The organism is Mesonia hippocampi, from assembly GCF_014197445.1.
GTDB classification, from domain to species: domain Bacteria; phylum Bacteroidota; class Bacteroidia; order Flavobacteriales; family Flavobacteriaceae; genus Mesonia; species Mesonia hippocampi.
Window position 1 is genome coordinate 76,774 of record NZ_JACIFO010000005.1, and the last position, 18,923, is coordinate 95,696.

20 protein-coding genes are annotated in these 18,923 nt (G+C 33.2%); 14 read left to right on the top strand and 6 right to left on the bottom strand.

Annotation, left to right across the window (positions count from 1 at the left end; all coding sequences use genetic code 11):
• Positions 1 to 301 precede the first annotated feature (301 nt).
• The 4 genes from GGR32_RS07015 to GGR32_RS07030 all read left to right on the top strand — a co-directional run bounded on the left by GGR32_RS07015 (position 302) and on the right by GGR32_RS07030 (position 4,920).
• Positions 302 to 685, top strand: a complete 384-nt coding sequence (locus GGR32_RS07015) for an HU family DNA-binding protein (RefSeq protein ID WP_183477483.1) — start codon at positions 302 to 304, stop codon at positions 683 to 685.
• Between the two features lie 709 nt (positions 686 to 1,394).
• The gene (locus GGR32_RS07020; RefSeq protein ID WP_183477484.1) at positions 1,395 to 2,411 is read left to right on the top strand and encodes a T9SS type A sorting domain-containing protein; all 1,017 of its coding nucleotides are present in this window, start codon (positions 1,395 to 1,397) and stop codon (positions 2,409 to 2,411) included.
• A 163-nt stretch (positions 2,412 to 2,574) separates the two neighbouring features.
• Positions 2,575 to 3,807, top strand: a complete 1,233-nt coding sequence (locus GGR32_RS12135; RefSeq protein ID WP_183477485.1) for an effector binding domain-containing protein — start codon at positions 2,575 to 2,577, stop codon at positions 3,805 to 3,807.
• Between the two features lie 108 nt (positions 3,808 to 3,915).
• Positions 3,916 to 4,920 carry a C45 family autoproteolytic acyltransferase/hydrolase gene (locus GGR32_RS07030; protein WP_183477486.1) on the top strand — a complete coding sequence of 335 codons (1,005 nt, stop codon included), beginning with the start codon at positions 3,916 to 3,918 and terminating at the stop codon, positions 4,918 to 4,920.
• Between the two features lie 157 nt (positions 4,921 to 5,077).
• Here the strand turns inward: GGR32_RS07030 and GGR32_RS07035 are convergent, their stop codons facing one another.
• Positions 5,078 to 6,367: an NAD(P)/FAD-dependent oxidoreductase gene (locus GGR32_RS07035; protein WP_183477487.1), complete on the bottom strand. Its 1,290-nt coding sequence runs from the start codon at positions 6,365 to 6,367 to the stop codon at positions 5,078 to 5,080.
• Between the two features lie 242 nt (positions 6,368 to 6,609).
• Between GGR32_RS07035 and GGR32_RS07040 the strand changes: the two genes are divergently transcribed.
• Both GGR32_RS07040 and GGR32_RS07045 read left to right on the top strand, forming a co-directional pair.
• Positions 6,610 to 7,104, top strand: a complete 495-nt coding sequence (locus GGR32_RS07040) for a sigma-70 family RNA polymerase sigma factor (protein ID WP_183477488.1) — start codon at positions 6,610 to 6,612, stop codon at positions 7,102 to 7,104.
• A 6-nt stretch (positions 7,105 to 7,110) separates the two neighbouring features.
• Positions 7,111 to 7,728: a hypothetical protein gene (locus GGR32_RS07045; protein ID WP_183477489.1), complete on the top strand. Its 618-nt coding sequence runs from the start codon at positions 7,111 to 7,113 to the stop codon at positions 7,726 to 7,728.
• Positions 7,729 to 7,732: 4 nt separating this feature from the next.
• Here the strand turns inward: GGR32_RS07045 and GGR32_RS07050 are convergent, their stop codons facing one another.
• Together GGR32_RS07050 and GGR32_RS07055 are read right to left on the bottom strand one after the other, a co-directional pair.
• Positions 7,733 to 8,551, bottom strand: coding sequence for a lysophospholipid acyltransferase family protein (locus tag GGR32_RS07050; protein ID WP_183477490.1), 819 nt, complete (start codon positions 8,549 to 8,551; stop codon positions 7,733 to 7,735).
• Positions 8,552 to 8,590: 39 nt separating this feature from the next.
• Positions 8,591 to 9,241 carry an NUDIX hydrolase gene (locus tag GGR32_RS07055; protein WP_183477491.1) on the bottom strand — a complete coding sequence of 217 codons (651 nt, stop codon included), beginning with the start codon at positions 9,239 to 9,241 and terminating at the stop codon, positions 8,591 to 8,593.
• Here GGR32_RS07055 and GGR32_RS07060 point away from each other — a divergent pair.
• Positions 9,235 to 9,969 (top strand): peptidylprolyl isomerase, encoded by a 735-nt coding sequence (locus GGR32_RS07060; RefSeq protein WP_183477492.1) that lies wholly within the window; start codon positions 9,235 to 9,237, stop codon positions 9,967 to 9,969. The genes GGR32_RS07055 and GGR32_RS07060 overlap by 7 nt on opposite strands.
• 32 nt (positions 9,970 to 10,001) lie before the next feature.
• Here the strand turns inward: GGR32_RS07060 and GGR32_RS07065 are convergent, their stop codons facing one another.
• Together GGR32_RS07065 and GGR32_RS07070 are read right to left on the bottom strand one after the other, a co-directional pair.
• A complete protein-coding gene (locus GGR32_RS07065) occupies positions 10,002 to 10,616 on the bottom strand; it encodes a trimeric intracellular cation channel family protein (RefSeq protein ID WP_183477493.1) in 615 nt (204 codons plus the stop codon).
• A gap of 85 nt (positions 10,617 to 10,701) precedes the next feature.
• On the bottom strand, positions 10,702 to 11,430 hold the full coding sequence (locus GGR32_RS07070) for an RDD family protein (protein ID WP_183477494.1): 729 nt from the start codon (positions 11,428 to 11,430) through the stop codon (positions 10,702 to 10,704).
• A gap of 39 nt (positions 11,431 to 11,469) precedes the next feature.
• Here GGR32_RS07070 and GGR32_RS07075 point away from each other — a divergent pair, with 39 nt between their 5' ends.
• The 7 genes from GGR32_RS07075 to GGR32_RS07105 all read left to right on the top strand — a co-directional run bounded on the left by GGR32_RS07075 (position 11,470) and on the right by GGR32_RS07105 (position 18,615).
• A complete protein-coding gene (locus tag GGR32_RS07075) occupies positions 11,470 to 12,444 on the top strand; it encodes a stage II sporulation protein M (RefSeq protein ID WP_183477495.1) in 975 nt (324 codons plus the stop codon).
• Positions 12,441 to 13,319, top strand: a complete 879-nt coding sequence (locus GGR32_RS07080; protein ID WP_183477496.1) for a hypothetical protein — start codon at positions 12,441 to 12,443, stop codon at positions 13,317 to 13,319. The genes GGR32_RS07075 and GGR32_RS07080 overlap by 4 nt, the downstream gene beginning before the upstream one ends.
• Positions 13,320 to 14,072, top strand: coding sequence for a DUF4129 domain-containing protein (locus tag GGR32_RS07085; RefSeq protein WP_183477497.1), 753 nt, complete (start codon positions 13,320 to 13,322; stop codon positions 14,070 to 14,072).
• Positions 14,056 to 15,240 carry a DUF4350 domain-containing protein gene (locus GGR32_RS07090; protein ID WP_183477498.1) on the top strand — a complete coding sequence of 395 codons (1,185 nt, stop codon included), beginning with the start codon at positions 14,056 to 14,058 and terminating at the stop codon, positions 15,238 to 15,240. Before GGR32_RS07085 ends, GGR32_RS07090 begins: the two co-directional genes overlap by 17 nt.
• A 4-nt stretch (positions 15,241 to 15,244) precedes the next feature.
• Entirely contained in the window at positions 15,245 to 16,255 is a 1,011-nt protein-coding gene (locus tag GGR32_RS07095) for an AAA family ATPase (RefSeq protein WP_183477499.1), read from the top strand.
• A complete protein-coding gene (locus GGR32_RS07100) occupies positions 16,255 to 17,586 on the top strand; it encodes a DUF58 domain-containing protein (protein ID WP_183477500.1) in 1,332 nt (443 codons plus the stop codon). The genes GGR32_RS07095 and GGR32_RS07100 overlap by 1 nt, the downstream gene beginning before the upstream one ends.
• 87 nt (positions 17,587 to 17,673) lie before the next feature.
• Complete coding sequence (locus GGR32_RS07105) at positions 17,674 to 18,615, top strand: LysR family transcriptional regulator (RefSeq protein WP_183477501.1); 942 nt, start codon at positions 17,674 to 17,676, stop codon at positions 18,613 to 18,615.
• Between the two features lie 67 nt (positions 18,616 to 18,682).
• Here the strand turns inward: GGR32_RS07105 and GGR32_RS07110 are convergent, their stop codons facing one another.
• Positions 18,683 to 18,880: a hypothetical protein gene (locus tag GGR32_RS07110; protein ID WP_183477502.1), complete on the bottom strand. Its 198-nt coding sequence runs from the start codon at positions 18,878 to 18,880 to the stop codon at positions 18,683 to 18,685.
• Between the last annotated feature and the right edge of the window lie 43 nt (positions 18,881 to 18,923).

An 18,923-nucleotide genomic window follows, 5' to 3' on the forward strand; every position in this document is an offset into this window, starting at 1 on the left:
AGTTTTTTTATACCAAAAAGTAAGCTTATTTACTTAGCTACACCTACAAAACCCCATAAAAAACAAATACCTTATAAAAACTACCTCACAGCAAACAAAAAAATTATTGGTACAATAACAAAAACACACCTATAATTACAAATAAAATACACTTTTATACTAAAAAACAATCAAATAACCAACAAAAACACTGCAAAACTGAAAATTTATTCAGTAAAAAGCGTTTATATACTAAAAAAAGTATATATTGTACTGAAAATCTTTATCTTAAGATTAAATATTAACCTTAAATCTAAAATTTATGATTTATTTAAAAACAATTGGGAAGCGAAATCCCCTGCATTTAGACGATCCTGTAAAGTACTATTTACAGGCAATTGGCAACGGTTATACAGACTTAGACCGCTTAGCCTATTTAGTTTCCAACCAATCTACCGTAAGAGAGGCAGATTGCTATGCTGTTTTATATGCCTTACAGCATAATATTATGGACGAGCTTAAACAAGGCAAAATAGTAAAGCTAGGTACCTTAGGACATTTTAAGGTAGTAGTAAAATCTAACGGAATGGATTTGCCGGAAAAAGTAAACCCTAGCCTTATAGAAAGAGCTAAACTTAACTTTAGGCCCGGCAAACCTATACAAAGTATGCTTAAAACTTTAAGCTATAAACATATTACAGAATAGCCTATCACAAATATTCTTTTTATTTGTTTATTACTTTGAAATCCTTACCGAAAAGTAAGGATTTTTTTATTTTCTCACTAATTTTTCAGAAAAAAACAGCAGAGCAAAAAAAAAATACTCTGCTGTTTTAAAGTAAAAGTTCTAGAGTTTTTAAAAAAAACACCTGAGTATTTATTCAAAAACAGCAGAGCTTTTTTTAAAAGCTCTGCTGTTTTTTATTTTTTAAGCAAAATAGCCTAATTAAAGTAACTCAATAGCCTATTTTTTACTCAAAAATAGCCTAAAATAACCTCCTTTTTTAAAAGCAAAAACCCTAATTTTAACTAACAAAAAAAGCAGTTTAAAAACCTAATTTTAGCTTTAATTTGCGTTTTTTAAGATATATTTAAGAAAAAATACTCGCTAAAAACCCTGTTAAACATACTTAATTAATACATATTAAAATTAGTAAAATTGACATAAAAATAGCATCCTATTATTTTTTTTACAAGGCTAAAAATCAAAAAAAGCTTAAAGAAAATTAATTTCATACAAAACAAAGCATCTTTTCAACTTTGGTAAGTTTAGGTAAATAATCTAATAGCAAACAACTAAATAACAACAAAATAGCAGTCTAAAAAAAAGCTTATTTTTTTCTTTTTAGCTTTAATTAGGTAAGTACTAAAATTCAAATTATTTTGCTTGCTTACTTAATTAAAAAAAAATTGCTATGAAAAAAATTACCACTTATGCACTTTTCGCAGGGCTTAGTTTAGGCTTCGGAAATTTAAGTGCGCAAGAAGTAAGCGTTACCGCTTTAGGTAACACCACCTTATCTGTTATGGCAGATAGCAACACTACTAATCCTCCTGCAGCAGATGCTGTTATTTGGGAGCAAGAACGTATTCCTGGTAATACAGAGTACAGTGCAGTATCGTCTTATTTTGATTTAGCTAACTGGGGAATGTACCTAGCAGACGATTTTGAGTTTACGGGTGAAACAAAAATTACTAAAATGGTTTTTGATGGTACTAACTCTAATAGCAACCCTGCAGACGTTATTAACCATATAGATATCTATTTCTTTTTAGATAATAACGGGCAGCCAGGCAGCCATCCTGAAAGTACAAACGGAGTATTTAAAACTATTTCAGGTGTAGCATACAATAGTCCGCATTTAACTGTAGATGATAATGTAAATAATGCTTTTTTAGGAAACAGACAATATACCTTAAACGTAGCAGATTTTCTTGGTGAAGACCTAATTTTCCCTGCTGGTAAATATTGGATTTCTATTGTGTTTAACATTTCAGCTTCAGAAAATAGCACTAGCAGCAGATGGAGTTGGATACAATCGCCAACTACAAACCTTAACGATGCTGTAGTAATTAGCCCACAAGACCCAGATAATATGGGACTTACTAACTGGACATCTATTACAGAAGCAGGTTTACCTATAGAGGCCTTAAGCTTTACTTTTTACGGAGAAAGCGAGGACCTATTGGTAAACAACCTAGATAAGAATGCTTTTGCTGTTTACCCTATACCAAGTAGTACAATCCTTAATCTAGAAACCCCTAACAATACAAGCATTACCAAAGTAAGTGCATTTGATATTACAGGAAAACAAATACAACTTAAGCTAGAAAACAATACAATTAATATAGAGCAATTGCCTGTAGGTTTGTATATTTTAGAAATAAACAGTACCGAAGGTACACACTACAAAAAGTTTATAAAAAAATAAACGCTAACAATTTAGCTTATTACTACACAAATAGCCTGCGCAATGCAGGCTATTTTTATTTTATATTAGCACTTGCACTTCAAGTTACTAAAGTAAAAAGCTAATTATTTTTATTATATCTTTAAAACTTCCTAAGCTTATTTAGCCAAAAAACAATGCCTCAATGCCCGAAAGTAAACCTAGATTAGCACGTTTAACCGCAATTGTAACACAATTACAAGCCTCTAATTGCCTTACAGCAAGCTACCTTGCTAATAAACATGAGGTAAGTGTACGCACTATATATAGAGATATACGTACATTAGAGCAGTCTGGCATTCCTATTGTAACGCTAGAGGGCAAAGGCTATACCTTAATGGATGGGTTTAAACTTCCGCCCATAATGTTTACAGAAGCAGAGGCAAATGCCCTTATTACAGCAGAACATTTAATTTTAAAAAATACAGATACATCCTTAGTAGAGCAATACCAAAATGCTATTACAAAAATAAAAGCAGTACTTAGAGGAGAACAAAAAAATAAATCGGAGTTTATTGCGCAGCGTATCCAAGTACGCAACAATACCTACAACAATAAAACCAGCAATTACCTTATACAACTGCAAGCTTATATTGCTAGTTTTAATGTTATAGAAATAAAATACCTCTCTTTAGAAAATAAACACACCACCAGAGCCATAGAGCCCTTTGCCCTATACACCACCAATAACAATTGGATACTTATAGCCTTTTGCAGAAAACGCCAAGCTTTTAGAGCCTTTAGGCTAGACTGCATACAAGAAATTAAAAAAACAACACAGCAGTTTACCCCTCATAATTTTACCTTAGAAGAGTATTTAGAAAGCTGTAGAAAAAAATATTTCCCTACCCCTGACATACCTTTGGCAGTTCCCCAACCTAATTTTACAAAAAATATAAACTCTAACATTATGGAACAAATTAAAATTAAGCCGTTTAACCTAATAGGTATTGCTGTAAGAACAACCAACCAAAACAACCAAGCTCTAGAAGACATTAGTAAACTATGGCAACAATTTATGCAAGAAGACATTGCAAACAAAATACCTAACAAGCTAAGCAACAATGTTTACTCGCTATACACCCATTACCAAAAAGACTTTACAGCCCCATACACCACCATACTAGGTTGTAAAGTAAGCAGTTTAGAAAACATTCCCGAAGGCATGGTAGGCGAAAGCTTTACAGGAGGTACTTATTTAAAAAGCAGTGTAAAAGGAAATCTTGCCGATGGCATAGTAGGAGAACAATGGAATAAAATCTGGAAAATGAAACTAGACAGGGCATACACCGCAGATTTTGAAATTTATGGCAGTAAAGCTCAAGACCCAACCGCTGCAGAAGTAGATTTTTATATAGCTATTAATAAAGAAGCCTAAGCTATTTTTATAAAATAAACCATAGCGTAGCAAGTGTTTAACCCTATTTTCTTGTTTAAAATTAAATAAGAAAATAGGGTTTTTCCAACTAAAAAAAATCAAAACCAAATGTATCACCCTAGACTTTACGGTAGCTTTTATGAGATGGGACATAAGTACGGAAAGCTATTATACAAAAAAGCAAATTTTAGCATCCCAGAAATAACCACAGAAAAAAGCAACTTTGGATTAAAAGCCTATCAAGAATTAAAAAACTTTTACCCAGAAGCCATCGAAGAAATAGAAGGTTTTGCCGCAGGCATAAACGATAAACCCGAAAAACTTGGGGCTTTTCTATTAAGTATCCCTGTCTTAGAAAACACAGGGCAATGTAGTGTTTTTGCTTACCAAGGTGATAACGGAGTAATTGTAGGCAGAAACTACGATATGTTATTCGAGTTTAAAAAATTTACCGAGAGTAGCCTTATTGCACCTACAGGGAAATATGCCTATATAAGCCAATCTGATGTTTTTATTGGCAGGTCTGATGGCATTAATGAAAAAGGACTTAGCATTGCTATGGCTTTTGTAAATGGTAAAAACTATGTACCTGGCATAAGTTTTCATTTCATTATAAAAAAAGTATTAGAGAATTGTGCCAGCACACAAGAGGCAATACAACTTATTACAACAGCAAAAGTAGCGAGTAGCAACAATTTTTTAGTAGCCGATAAGGAAGGAACCCTAGCAATTATAGAGTCGGCACCTCAAAAAAGTCATGTAATATATCCTAAAAAAGGCACTAATTACCTATACATTACCAATCAGTTTACTTCCAATACCATGAAAAACTACGATGCAGGTGGCGTAGCTTGGAGCAAAAGTTTGGTACGTTACCAGAGCTTAGCCCATAAATTGGCAGTAACAAAAAACCTAGATTTAGCGCAAGCCAAAGCTATATTAAGCGATAAATGTGTTTGTTTAAATTTAAGAAAAGAGAAATTTGGCACCATTTGGTCTGTTGTAGCTAAGCTCAACAACCTAGAGATAGAACGTGCCGAAGCAAAGCCTACACTTACTAACTACAAACCAGAAACCCGTTTAGCCTGGTGGCTTAAACGCCGAGCAAGGTAGAAACAAAAACTACTTGAGGTAATTGCATAAAAAAGGCACCTATTTTATATTTTATTAATGCTAGGTGCCTAATCAAGTGTTACTTGATAAAAAACTATTATTGTGATAAATATACATATAATTATTAATAAAATACAAATTTTTAACAAAAATACTTTTAAGAATCTAGGTTTCTTTTAAAAGGTCTTATTATTAAACGTGCCGCTTTATCGTAGTTTATATAGTTATAACTCCAATTAAAAAAGGTAATTACCCTATTTCTAAAGCCTACTAAAAACCAAAGGTGTACCAGCATCCATATAAACCATGCAAAAAAACCAGTATAGGTTTTCTTATTTCTATCTACAACAGCTTTGTTTCTTCCTACGGTTGCCATAGTACCTTTATCGTTGTACGCAAAAGGAAGTAGGCTTTTATTTGCCAATAAGCGTTCTAAATTTTTTGCCAAATGCTTGGCTTGCTGTATGGCAGGCTGCGCTAACATGGGATGACCTTTAGGCAAAGCTTCGGTTTGCATGCAAGCAATATCGCCCAAAGCAAAGATATTTTTATAAGGTTCTATTTGGTTATAAACATTTACTTTATAACGGTTTGCCTGTTTAATAAGTGCCGAGGCTTGTAAACCTTCTACGGGCGCGCCTGTAACCCCTGCACTCCAAATAAATGTTTTGGTTTCTAGCGCTAAATCAGCCTGATTGGTGGTTACCAAACTCCCGTTGTAATCCTCTACTCTCGTGTTTAATAAAATTTCTACCCCTAACTCTTTTAAGAATTTTGATGCAGCTTTAGACGATTTTTCGCTCATGGCTGCCAGCACTCTTGAGGCACCTTCTATTAGATATATAGAAATTTCCGATGCTTTAATATCAGGATAATCGCGTTCTACCACATTATTACGCAGCTCGGCAATGGCTCCTGCAAGCTCTACTCCTGTAGGGCCACCTCCTGCAATTACAAAACGCAGCAGTGCCGCCCGCTCTTTTGGCTGGCTTGTTATGGTTGCCTGCTCTAAATTTTGCAAAATTAAACTCCTAATGTTTAGTGCCTGTGGTACTGTTTTCATCCAAACGGCATTGGCTTCTATTGCTTTATTGCCAAAAAAATTGGTTTTAGAACCGGTGGCAATTACTAGATAATCGAAACTTAAATCGCCTATTGTGGTGCTTATAACTTGCCTTTCGGCAGAAATATGTTGCACCTCTGCCAACCTAAAAAAGATGTGTTTGCCGTTTTTTATGGTTTTTCGTAATGGGTATGCAATAGAGTCTGGCTCTAAACCTGCAGTAGATACTTGGTATAATAACGGCTGAAATGTATGGTAATTATGCTTATCTATTAATACAACCTGAAAGTTCTTGTTTTCTACTAAGGCTTTAGCAAGATTCATACCTGCAAAACCTCCCCCAATAATAACTAAGCGAGGTTGAGTTGTGTTTGGGATATTCATAAAATTGTTTTATACCCTAAATTTAAGTTTTTATTTTTTGATACGAATACCGCTTTATATTTTTTTATAACTCCTAAAAAACACAAGAAAATCTCTACCAAACACAGGTACTTATCTAGCTAATTATCAAAGCTAAAGAAGATATATATTTTACTAAAAGCTTTTTATAAGGCTTTATTTTTTATTTATTTTGTAACAAAAATACGTTTAGAGTAACCTATTATGATAAGAAATAACCACAAGTGAAAACAACAACAACAGATACATTTGTTAGTTTACTAGAAAAACATCAGAACATTATTCATAAAATATGCCGGCTATACACCAATAGCCAAGACGAACATAATGATTTATTTCAGGAGATTACCATACAACTCTGGCGTGCTTATCCTAAATTTAGAGGAGAAGCAAAATTTTCTACTTGGATGTATCGCGTATCGTTAAATACAGCTATTACGCTTTTTAAAAAGGCAAAACGCCAAATAGAAACACAAAGCTTTGATAAAGTAGAGTTTAAAATTAAATTTGAAGCTTACGATGATACGGTAGAACAGCAACTATCGCAAATGTATAAAGCTTTACATACCCTAAACGATATAGATAAGGCATTGGTTTTTTTATATTTAGAAGATAAAAATTATACAGAAATTTCTGAGACACTAGGTATTAGCGAAGTAAATGCACGTGTAAAAATGAATAGAATTAAGAAGAAACTTCGCGAAATATTAAACCCTTAGTAAGTTATGGACGAGTTAGAATTTTTAAAACAAAGCTGGAAAAGCCAAGAGAGTAAACTCCCTAAGATAAAGGCTAAAGAGATATATGGGTTGTTACACAAGAAATCTTCTTCTTCTGTAAAGTGGATTTTTATTATAAGTTTAATAGAGCTTGGTTTAGGAATTTCGTTAAACATTGTTTTTTACGATGATGCTTTTTGGAAAATAGCCGAAGAGCTAAATTTAAAAACAGCAGCTATTTTATATAACCTTATCAGTTATACGGTTACGGCTGTGTTTGTTTATTTCTTTTACCGTAATTATAAAACCATTAGCTCTACACAATCGGTTTCTGGGTTAATGAAAAAAATTATAAAAACCCGTAAAGTGGTACATTATTACATTATGTACATTATACTAAGTTCTGGTATAAGTGGTTTTATTACCTATTTATACATGAATTTCTATTACTTGCCAGAAAAATACCAACAGTTTATTGTAGAAAATAAATGGCTAGTTATTGCAAAAGGAATTTTAGTTTTTACAATTCTCGCCTTTTTAATCTGGGGAATATATGCGCTTATTTACGGACTTATTCTTAAACGATTGCTTAGAAATTACAAAGAGTTACAAAAAATTGAATAGTTGTTTAGGATTTTTTTTCTTTATAACTCCAACGTCTCATTTCGTTTAAATCCTCCTCAGCTTTAAGCTCGCTTTCAGGAATTACTTTAAGGAAAGAGTCGTGCTGCTCTATACTGTATTCTAATTTTTCTATAATGCTTTCTACAGCTTCGTTTTCGTAATCAAAAACAAGTGGTTCTTTAATCACCATAGACTGTAAGATGCCTCGTTTTTTTATACGGATTCCTTTTTTATCAAACGATCTTCTAAAACCATCTATTACAATAGGCACAACAATGGGTTGGTATTTTCTAATAATATGTGCGGTACCTTTACGTATAGGTTTCCAAGGTGTGGTAGTTCCTTGCGGAAAAGTAATTACCCAACCATCGTCTAACGCTTTCCCTATATTGGTAATGTCGCTCATTTTTACCTGTCTGTTTACGGTTTTTCCTTTAGCACGCCATGTACGCTCTACAGGAATTGCCCCTGCATAAGCTAATATTCTGGCTAATGGTCCAGAACGCATTGTTTCTTTTGCCGCTATATAGTAAAGGTTTAATTTAGGTTGCCAGAGATAACCTATGTTTTTAATATGGTCTTCTCGCCCACTAAGGCTTGCATTAAACACATGAAACATGGCTACAACATCGGCAAAATAGGTTTGATGGTTAGAAACAAACAATACGTTTTTATCTGGAAGGTTTCTGAGTATTTCCGAGCCTTCTATTTGTAGTTCATTAAATCCGTTGTAACGACTATGGGTTAAAGCCCCCATAATCCTAATAAGCCATTTTTTTAAGAAAAGTATATGACCAAAAGGATTCTTTTTAAATATCCCCATGTATATTTATTGTTTTTGGAAGCTTCAAATATACAAAAATTATAACTCTAACATAGCTGCTTTAACTAAGTGCTTTACCTCGTTAAGAACCATACCTGTAGCGCCCCAAACTATTTGGTTTTGTAACAAAAATGCAGGAACCTCTACATTTTGGGCATAAGAAGTAGAGAGTTTTTGTGTAATTAAGGATGAAGTTGCTAGAAAATCTTGAAGTTTTACCTCTAAAATAGCTTCTACTTCCTCTTCCTGACGGATAAAGTTTAACGGATTTTTAGCATAGCCTAAAAAAGGATGCATCAAAAAGTTAGAGGGTGGGATGTATACTTCTGTTAAAGGTCTTATTATTTCTACTTTCTGTGGTAGCACGCCAACCTCTTCGTAGGTTTCGCGTAAGGCAGTATCTTTTATATCTTTATCAAATAATTCTGCTTTACCACCAGGAAAACCAACTTGAGCAGAGTGCACGCCTTTGTATGTTTTGCGTAAAATTAAAACAAGGTTTGTTTCTTGGTTTTTATTTGGGTAAAAAAGTACCATGACTCCAGCTTTTCTTGGGGTTAAATTTTGCCAATTTACCTTTTTGAGGTTCTCTTTTCTGAATAAAGGACTCATTTCTGCATGTGCTTTTTCGCCTAGAAGTCCAATTTTTTCTATTTTTGAAACCAATTCTTGAAATGCTAGAAATGTCATTAAAAAAATCCGTTTTATCAGGTTTGCTACTCAGTTTTTGCTTTGCTTGTCAAGATACAAAAACCACGCCAACTAAAGCACCTAAAAAAAGTACTTTAACTACACAACAAGATAGCTTATTAAAAGCTATTGTAATTCCTTCTGGTGGAGAAAAAACCGAAATGGATTTAAGCAACATTACACCTATTACGCAAGAAGAACTTATTCCTTTTCTTACCGCATACGGAGAAAAAAACCCAGAACAAAAAGTGCTTATTTCTACCGATTATGGAGATATTGAAATCACCTTATTTAACAATGCTCCTTTGCATCGTGCAAATTTTATACGTTTGGTAAAACTAAATTACTTTAATACTACATTTTTTCATCGTGTGGCAGCGGGATTTGTTGTACAAGGTGGGAATAGCGATACTTTTACTACGCCTAAAAACAGAAAAGCTGTGGGCGATTATCTTATTCCTAATGAGTTTTCGTCTAAACACCCCCATACTTACGGTGCTTTTTCTGCAGCAAAATATAGCGAACAAAATATTAGTAAAGCCTCCTCTCCCTTCGAGTTTTTTATTGTGGTAGATAAAACAGGTGCACATCACTTAGATAACGAACATACTGTTTTTGGAAAAGTTACTAAAGGAATGGATGTTGCTTTAAAAATTGCAAAAGCTCCTGTAGACGAACGCGAGTGGCCTATAGAAAATATTACAATGGATATTGAAATAGTGAATTAAGTTTGTTTTTTTATCTTAATTAGAGATTCACTTTAAGCTTCGTTTCTATAAATATTTGGCAAGCCAATGTTAAAAACCACAGCTAAAGTTCTTACCGAAAAAACAACAATTGCAGAAACTACAAAAATAACATTTACAGGAAAATTAAGGTTTAGCATAATAAAATAAGCTGTTGCTCCTAAGATACATGCCGTGGCATAAATATCTTTTTCTCTAAAAATTACAGGAATTTCGTTACACAAAATATCGCGTACTACTCCTCCAAAACAAGCACTTATCGTACCAATAGCAATACAAATGATGGAAGAGAAACCAGCTTCGATACCTTTTTCTACCCCAATAACAGTGTATAAGCTTATCCCAATAGTATCAAAAAGAAATAAACCTCTGCGTAAATAGTATAATTTTTTTCTGAAGATAATTGCAAAAACAGTAGTAATGGCAATGGTGTACATAAAAAAGTAATCGTTCATCCAAACAATAGGCGCATCGATAAGTAAGTCTCTAATGGTCCCTCCGCCAACGGCTGTTACAAACGCAATGATGAAGATACCAAACAAGTCCATTCGTTTTTTTATAGCCGATAATACGCCCGAGATAGTAAAAGCCATTACCCCTAGTGTGTCTATAATAAATAAGTAATCCATAAGTTGGTTAGTGGTTTAACTACATTTATATAAAAATTGCAGCTAATAGTTTATAGTTTCTTTTTTATAAAATTAGCAAAGAAATTTAAAATTCTTGGGTATAATGGTTATAATCTTTAAGCACTGTGGTTATAAACTGTTGTTTATTTGTTGCCTTATCTAGTTCAATTTGCATTATATTTTGCATTTTAAGGCTTAGCTTTTCTAGCAACTCTTGATCTAAGTTTTTTCTAGTAACTGCTTTGGTATATAACTTTTTAATCGTTCGGATATCTTTATCTGTAAATACTGTTACTTGCGGATAAACAGGTTGATAGTTTTTTTCTAATTCTATTAAAATAACATCTTTTAGGCTAGTGTATTGTTTTTCTGAGATTACGGCTGTTCTTGCAGCAATATCCCCTAAACGTTGCCCTTTACCAGATACGGCAATACTAAAAAGGGCTATCATCCCACTAGAGATAGATATATCTACTATTCTAAACAACCACCTAATTAAATAATCTGAAAATCTTGCTTGCGTACCGTCTATTTTTATAACTTTAATTTTTAAAGCCGCTTTCCCTAGGGTTTTTCCGTCCCAAAAAGTTTCTAACAACAAGTAGTATAAAAAGGGAGGCAACCCAATTATAAGCATATAAACCCATTGGTCTGCCATCGTTAAACTTAATGAATCTATCCCCAAAACACAGAGAATTACATAAGCTACAATTACCAAAGTATCGATAACGTAGGCTAAAATCCTGCTCCCTAATCCGGCTACATTTTGAGAAATACTAACATTTTGAGCCGTTTCTATTTGAAAATTATTCATTAAATATGTTTCTTTGAAAGTTGTAAAAATACAAAACCTATGCGCGAGGCAGCTTTCGTTAAGCAAAATAAAAATAAATGGGAGACTTTTGAAAAAGTTCTTGAAAATAATATTCAAATTTCTCCTGATAGACTTACGCAGCTTTATATAGAGCTTACCGACCATTTAAGCTATGCGCAAACATTTTACCCTAGTAGTACAACCGTAAAATACCTTAATAATTTAGCAGCTCGAGCCCATTTAAAACTTTATAAAACCCAAAAAGAGTCTAGAAACAAACTTTTAAACTTCTACCTAAAAGAGTTTCCTTTATTTTTTTATCAGTATCAAAAAGAATTGTTTATCGCTTTTTTAGTGTTTCTTTTTTTTGGAGTTATAGGCGCTTATTCTGCAGCAACCAACACCGATTTTGTTAGGTTAATTTTAGGCGATGCCTATGTTAATATGACACTTGATAACATTGCCAATAATGACCCCATGGCGGTATATAAACAAATGGAAGAAGTGGATATGTTTTTAGGAATAACCATAAACAATATTAAAGTTGCCTTATATGCATTTGTTGCAGGTGTTTTTTACGGCATAGGTACTTTGTACATCCTTATGCAAAATGCCATTATGCTAGGAAGCTTCCAATACTTTTTTTATGAGCAGGGCTTACTTTGGGAGTCTGCTAGAACTATTTGGATACACGGGACTATCGAAATTTCTGTAATTATTATTGCAGGTTGTGCTGGGTTAGTATTAGGCAAAGGGCTTTTATTTCCGAAAACATATACGCGTTTATATTCTTTTACACGTGCAGTAAAGGATGGACTCAAAATAGTAGTAAGCACCATTCCGTTTTTTATTATTGCAGGCTTTTTGGAAGGTTTTGTTACCAGGCATACAGAAATGACCGATACAATGGCCATTATTATTATTGCGACATCGCTAGGTTTAATCTTATTTTATTACGTATTTTATCCAAAATATTTACACCAACAATCTATTAAAAAACTACAACAAAAATGATTCTCTTTAAAAAAGAACGAGAAATAGGCGAAATTATAAACGATACCTTTAAGTTTACCCGCCAAAATTTTAAAACATTACTCAAAGTTTTTGTAAAATTTGTAACTCCTTCCTTTATTATTTTGTTGCTTGGAGTTGGATATTATTCTTACATAAGCGTAAATAACAATTTCTTTTCTAGTTATATGAGCGGAAACCCTGGAGTAACCGGAATGGATGATTTACCTGATTTTTTTAGTAAAATTCTATTGGGTTCTTTGTTTTTAATAATTACGCTCTATACTTTTTATGCTTTTCTCTTCGGAAGTATTTTATACAGTATAAAATCTTATATAAAAAATGAAGGGAAAATTGTAATAGCTGAAGTTGGCGACAACATGAAACAAAACTGGGGAAGCCTGTTTGGATTAAGTTTTGCTAGCCTAATAATGCTTTTTGTAGGGTTTATGCTTTGTATTATCCCAGGTATTTATCTTTGGCCTCCGCTTATGCTTATTTACGCCATAAAAGTTTTTAATAATTTAAGCATTAGCGAGTCTATAAGCTACTCGTTTAAACTTATCAAAAACAACTGGTTTACAACCTTTATTAGCTTTCTTATTATTGGCGCTTTATGGTATTTTGCCAGTATGGTTTTCCAATTACCTATTATTATTTACAGCTTCTCTAAAGGATTTCTTACCGCATACGAAGGCACATACGCCAACTTAGAAACAGATTGGGTATTATTATCCTTACAATTGTTGGGTTCTGCGCTACAATACGTAGCTTATTTTATTATTGTAATAGCTAGTGCCTTTATTTATTTTAATTTAAATGAAAAACAACAAAAAACTGGTGCTTACGAAGCCATAGACGAGTTAGGAAAAATGTAAATGAAAAAATTACTCTACATCTCTATTTTTTTTATGCTTTATGGAAAGCTTACAGCAACTGCTTTAGCCGTAAATGATAGTATCCTAAACATACAGCAGCAACACCTTACTCCTCTAGCTTTTGATAAAGAAAAAATAGCCGATTATAAAAAATCTTCTAGTTTCGATTATACAGAAAACAAACAAGATTCAGCTACCATGGCATTTTTTAAATGGTTAGATAACCTATGGAATAGCTTTTGGCATTGGCTATTAGATGGAAATGAAGCAAACGATTTGCTGGGTACCATTATGTATATTTCTAAATACCTACTTATCCTACTGCTTCTTGCCTTTGTGGTTTGGTTGTTTTTTAAAGTAAACCCTGGTAAGTATTTTCTGTCTAAAAAAGCAAAAGGAACGGTGATGCTTTCTGAAGATGAAAAAATTATGGCAAGCAAAAATTTGCCTAAACTTATAGAGGAAGCTATTAATAACAAAAATTATCGTTTAGCCATACGGTATTACTACCTAGATGTTTTAAAAAAACTTAAAGAAAATAACTTTATAGATTATCAACCCGAAAAAACCAATTTTGCCTATATTCTAGAAATTGAAAAAGAAGACCTTCGTGAGCAATTCCAAAAACAAACCGAAGTTTACGATTTTGTTTGGTATGGCGAGTTTCCTGTAAACAAGCAACTTTTCACAAAAGTACAACAACACTACATAAGCACTTTAAAAACAATAACTACCCATGGGAAAAGTTTATAAAATTATGCTCGTGCTTATGATTTTAGGTTTTATTGGCCTAATATTTCTAGAAGCCAACAAACCTCAACCCCTTAATTGGAGCCCCAGTTATCATCGCAACAGTAAAATTCCGTTTGGAACCTATATTCTACACCGAGAATTAAAAAACCATTTCGATGTTCAAACGCTTAGCGCACCTCCGTATGAAGCTGTTAATGAAACCCTCGAAGGAAATTACTTTTTTATCAATAACCAATTAAGTTTCGATAAAACAGAACTCAAAAAAATGCTCACTTGGGTAGAAAAAGGAAACACGCTTTTTCTAGCCGCAAACCATTACAGTCAACCACTTTTAGACACATTAGGCATCGAAGTAAAAACAGCCTTCAACCGCAATAGTATCTATAGCAAACCTCTTTTTTGGCTAACCCATAAGCAATGGGCTACACAGCGTTACCAGTTTGAACGCAACCAAAACCTTTCTTATTTTAAAATTGCAGACAGCCTAAATTACCCCATTTTAAGCGAAGCTAATCTAATAGATGCAGAAGCTATTAGTATGCCCGTTTATATAAAAATACCTAAAGGAAAAGGACAAATACTTATGCACAGTATGCCACAAACCCTTAGTAATTATTTTATCTTATCTGAAGATAACTACCTATACACCGAAAAAATACTCGCCTATTTACCCGCTACTAAAAATTTATTTTGGGACGCGCATTACAAAGCCGAGAAAAAAACGGTAAGCTCTCCCCTATATTTGTTATTTAAAAACAAACATCTTAAATGGGGGTATTACTTATTAGTAATAGGAAGTATTCTCTATGTAATATTTGAAGGGAAACGAAAACAACGCAGTATAAAAGTAATAAAGCCACATAAAAACCAAACCTATGCTTTTACCCAAACAGTAGCACAATTATTTTTAGAAGAAAAAGATTACAAGAATATTTTCAAAAAGCAAACAGAACAACTTTACCATTACATCCGTTGGGATTTACACATCGATATTCCTCCAAAAAAAGATGCTTTATTTTATAGTAAATTAGCCATACGTACTGCAAAACCAGAAGCTTTTGTAATCTCTTTATTTGAAGAAATCGAAAAAATTAACCAACAAAATACCCCTTCTCAAAAAAGCCTTATTGCTTTAGCTAAGAAAATTAACGAATTTAAAAACAGCTAACCCCATGGAGCCAGAACAATTAAACACCGCACCAGAAAACAATACCGAAAATTTTAGCAACCGTATTGTATTAACCGAACTTAAAGAAGCCGTTACACAATTAAAACAACAATTACATAAGGTTATTATTGGTCAGGAAAACTTTATCGAATTACTAATTGTTGCCCTTCTAGCAGATGGGCATGTACTGATAGAAGGTGCTCCAGGAATTGCCAAAACACTTACAGCTAAACTTTTTGCAAAAACTACAAACACCAACTTTCAGCGTATCCAATTCACTCCAGATTTAATGCCTAGCGATGTTTTAGGAACATCTGTTTTTAACAGTAAAACCGCTGATTTTGAATTTAAAAAAGGACCTATTTTTGCAAACCTCGTGCTGATAGATGAAATAAACCGTGCTCCTGCAAAAACACAAGCAGCGCTTTTTGAAGTAATGGAAGAACAGCAAATTACAATAGACGGGACTACCTACAACCTCGCTTCTCCTTTTATGGTATTGGCAACACAAAACCCTATAGAGCAAGAAGGAACCTACGCGCTTCCCGAAGCTCAATTAGACCGATTTTTATTTAAAATAAAAGTAGATTACCCATCGGTAGAAGCCGAAATAAACATTCTACAAAACCAACACCAGCGTAAAACTACAAACCCTATAAGTTTAATTGAAACCATACTTACACCTGAAAAAATAAGTACGCTAAAAGAAACTTTACAAGAGGTTATTGTCGAAGAAAAATTATTTACCTACATCGCTAATTTGGTTAATAACACCCGTAGTCACCCGCATTTATATTTAGGAGCATCCCCTAGAGCCTCGCTTGCCATATTAAAAACAGCTAAAGTTTTTGCCGCCATTAACGGACGTGATTTTGTTACCCCAGAAGATATACAAAAAAGTCTTTACCCTGTTTTAAGGCATCGTATTATACTCTCGCCAGAAAGAGAAATGGAAGGTTTACAACCTGAAAATGTTATCGATATGCTAATCAAATCTGTAGAAGTACCTCGTTAATGCTTACATTTTTTAAATCGCTATACCTAAACCTTAGGCTATTTTATGGAATAATAGCCATTGCCATTATATTTTTCTTATCATACTGGTGGGAAATACTTTATCCTATAGCCTGGCTAATGGTATTGCTGCTTATCGGACTCTTTATAAGTGATCTTGTGATGCTTTTCGCTAAAAAAAAGTTAGTAGCTTCACGTATTCTACCCGATAAGTTTTCTAACAGCGACCCAAACCCTGTATACATTCATATACAAAATAACTATAGCTTTCCTATTGCATTAGCCATTATAGATGAAATTCCTATTCAATTTCAAAAAAGAGATTTCATCCTTCATAAAAATCTAGCTAGCAATAGCCACTGTAAGTTAAGTTATCAATTAACTCCACTAGAACGTGGCGAATATTTTTTTGGAAACTTAAATTGTTATTGCTCTACAAAGCTTGGCTTAGCTAAACGCAGGTATCGCTTTGACAATGAAGGAATGGTGAAAGTATACCCTTCGTTTATACAGATGAAAGCCCATGATTTTTTATCGATAGATCAACGCTTAAGCCTACCAGGCGTAAAAAAAATTAGACGATTAGGACATACGTTAGAGTTTGAACAAATAAAAAATTACGTTCGCGGAGATGATATTAGAACCATTAACTGGAAAGCAACTGCAAAAACCAGCAACCTTATGGTAAACCAATATCAAGATGAAAAATCTCAACCTATTTATGCCGTCATAGATACCAGCAGAAATATGAAAATGCCTTTTGAAGGCTTAACACTTCTAGATTATGCTATTAATAGTAGTTTAGCTTTTGCTAATATTGCTTTAAAGAAAAACGACCAATTTGGTATGCTTTGTTATAGCAACAAGATAAATAATTTTGTAGTTGCTAAAAACAGAAAAACACATCTACAGCGCATTTTAGAAACCCTTTATAATATAGAAACCGATTTTTCTGATCGTGACATTGGTAAACTATATGCTGCTTTAAAACAAAAAATAACTCAACGCAGCCTCTTGATGCTTTACACAAATTACGAACATATTTCTGCGTTACAACGAGAGCTTCCCTACCTTAAAGCAATTGCAAAAAAACACCTACTGGTAGTTGTTATGTTTGAAAACACTGAGCTTGAAAAACTCATAGAAACCCAAACCGACAATATTACCAATGTTGTAGAACAAACTATTGCAGGGCAGTTTAAAAACGATAAAAAATTAATGCTTAAAGAACTGCAACGAAACAAAATTGCAGCTATTCTTACAAAACCAAAAGATTTAACCCTCAACAGTATTAATAAATACCTTGAGGTAAAGGCACGAGGAATGCTCTAGAAACAATATCTTTTCTGGTTATTTAAACAATATTATATAAATATTATCAATACTATAATTATATTTGTATCACAAAATAATATAGTTATGACCATTACGCAATTACACTATGTGCTTGCAGTAGCAGAACACCAGAACTTCACTAAAGCTGCCGAAAAGGTTTTTGTAACCCAGCCTACACTAAGTATGCAAATTCAAAAATTAGAAGAAGAGTTAGAAGTTTTAATATTCGACAGAAGCAAAAAACCTATAGAATTAACCGAAGTAGGAAAAAAAATTGTTCAGCAAGCAAAAAACATAGTTAATGAGAGTGATAGAATTCAAGATATTGTAGACCAGCAAAAAGGCTATATTGGAGGTGAATTTAGAATAGGGATAATTCCTACCATTATGCCAACATTACTCCCTATGTTTCTTACCAATTTTATAAAAAAATATCCTCGAGTACATCTAAAAATAGAGGAGCTTCCCACAGAAACAATTATAGAGCGTATAGAAGACGGTCACCTAGATGCAGCCATTGCAGCTACCCCGCTAGGCAACGATGTAATTATAGAAAAACCCCTATATTATGAACCTTTTGTAGCATACACCCCTCCTAGCCACCGACTAGCTAAGGTAGATAAAATTAACCCTGAAGATTTAGACGTAAATGACATTTTACTACTCGAAGATGGACACTGTTTTAAAGAAGGGATTTTAAATTTATGCAAAACCAGTAAAAATCCTGATAACAGTTACTTCCAATTAGAAAGCGGAAGCTTTGAAACCTTAATAAAATTGGCTAACGATAATTTAGGCATGACCCTACTCCCATACTTACATACTTTAGAGCTTGCCGAAAAAAACAAAGCTAACTTACGGATGTTTAATGAGCCTGTACCTGCTAGAGAAGTAAGCTTATTGTACCACAAAAACGAGTTAAAAATACAAATTATAGATGCCTTATACGATCTTATCGCTAGCGTTATAAAAGGAGCTATTACATTTAGTAACGTAAATATTATTAGCCCTTTAGCTAAAAAGTAATTTTATAAATAGTATAAATTTTATACAAAAAGGCTTGAGACTTCAAGCCTTTTTGTATTTTATTATTTTATTCTTCTATATAAACTAAACATTGAGATAACCTAGGGTTCTCTTGTATTAAAGAAAGTATATACACTCTTAACTCTTCTACTTCGTGAGGTAATAAATGGGTTACTGCTTTTTTTACTTCCTTACAAAACAACTTGGTATCAAAACTAACCTTTTTGAGTATCTCTTTAGTGTACTCAAACATTGCTCTTGCCATGGTAATCAATTATAAATTAATAATAGTAATGGTGTTAAATAGG

Excerpts from the sequence above, each read along its gene's own strand:
- GGR32_RS07050 (WP_183477490.1), bottom strand. The coding sequence starts at position 8,551 with ATGGGGATATTTAAAAAGAATCCTTTTGGTCATATACTTTTCTTAAAA.
- GGR32_RS07015 (WP_183477483.1), top strand. The coding sequence starts at position 302 with ATGATTTATTTAAAAACAATTGGGAAGCGAAATCCCCTGCATTTAGAC.
- GGR32_RS07045 (WP_183477489.1), top strand. The coding sequence starts at position 7,111 with ATGGACGAGTTAGAATTTTTAAAACAAAGCTGGAAAAGCCAAGAGAGT.
- GGR32_RS07105 (WP_183477501.1), top strand. The coding sequence starts at position 17,674 with ATGACCATTACGCAATTACACTATGTGCTTGCAGTAGCAGAACACCAG.
- GGR32_RS07030 (WP_183477486.1), top strand. The coding sequence starts at position 3,916 with ATGTATCACCCTAGACTTTACGGTAGCTTTTATGAGATGGGACATAAG.
- GGR32_RS07090 (WP_183477498.1), top strand. The coding sequence starts at position 14,056 with ATGGGAAAAGTTTATAAAATTATGCTCGTGCTTATGATTTTAGGTTTT.
- GGR32_RS07070 (WP_183477494.1), bottom strand. The coding sequence starts at position 11,430 with ATGAATAATTTTCAAATAGAAACGGCTCAAAATGTTAGTATTTCTCAA.
- GGR32_RS07065 (WP_183477493.1), bottom strand. The coding sequence starts at position 10,616 with ATGGATTACTTATTTATTATAGACACACTAGGGGTAATGGCTTTTACT.
- GGR32_RS07080 (WP_183477496.1), top strand. The coding sequence starts at position 12,441 with ATGATTCTCTTTAAAAAAGAACGAGAAATAGGCGAAATTATAAACGAT.
- GGR32_RS07110 (WP_183477502.1), bottom strand. The coding sequence starts at position 18,880 with ATGGCAAGAGCAATGTTTGAGTACACTAAAGAGATACTCAAAAAGGTT.
- GGR32_RS07020 (WP_183477484.1), top strand. The coding sequence starts at position 1,395 with ATGAAAAAAATTACCACTTATGCACTTTTCGCAGGGCTTAGTTTAGGC.
- GGR32_RS07085 (WP_183477497.1), top strand. The coding sequence starts at position 13,320 with ATGAAAAAATTACTCTACATCTCTATTTTTTTTATGCTTTATGGAAAG.
- GGR32_RS07055 (WP_183477491.1), bottom strand. The coding sequence starts at position 9,241 with ATGACATTTCTAGCATTTCAAGAATTGGTTTCAAAAATAGAAAAAATT.
- GGR32_RS07075 (WP_183477495.1), top strand. The coding sequence starts at position 11,470 with ATGCGCGAGGCAGCTTTCGTTAAGCAAAATAAAAATAAATGGGAGACT.
- GGR32_RS07035 (WP_183477487.1), bottom strand. The coding sequence starts at position 6,367 with ATGAATATCCCAAACACAACTCAACCTCGCTTAGTTATTATTGGGGGA.
- GGR32_RS07095 (WP_183477499.1), top strand. The coding sequence starts at position 15,245 with ATGGAGCCAGAACAATTAAACACCGCACCAGAAAACAATACCGAAAAT.
- GGR32_RS07060 (WP_183477492.1), top strand. The coding sequence starts at position 9,235 with ATGTCATTAAAAAAATCCGTTTTATCAGGTTTGCTACTCAGTTTTTGC.
- GGR32_RS07100 (WP_183477500.1), top strand. The coding sequence starts at position 16,255 with ATGCTTACATTTTTTAAATCGCTATACCTAAACCTTAGGCTATTTTAT.
- GGR32_RS12135 (WP_183477485.1), top strand. The coding sequence starts at position 2,575 with ATGCCCGAAAGTAAACCTAGATTAGCACGTTTAACCGCAATTGTAACA.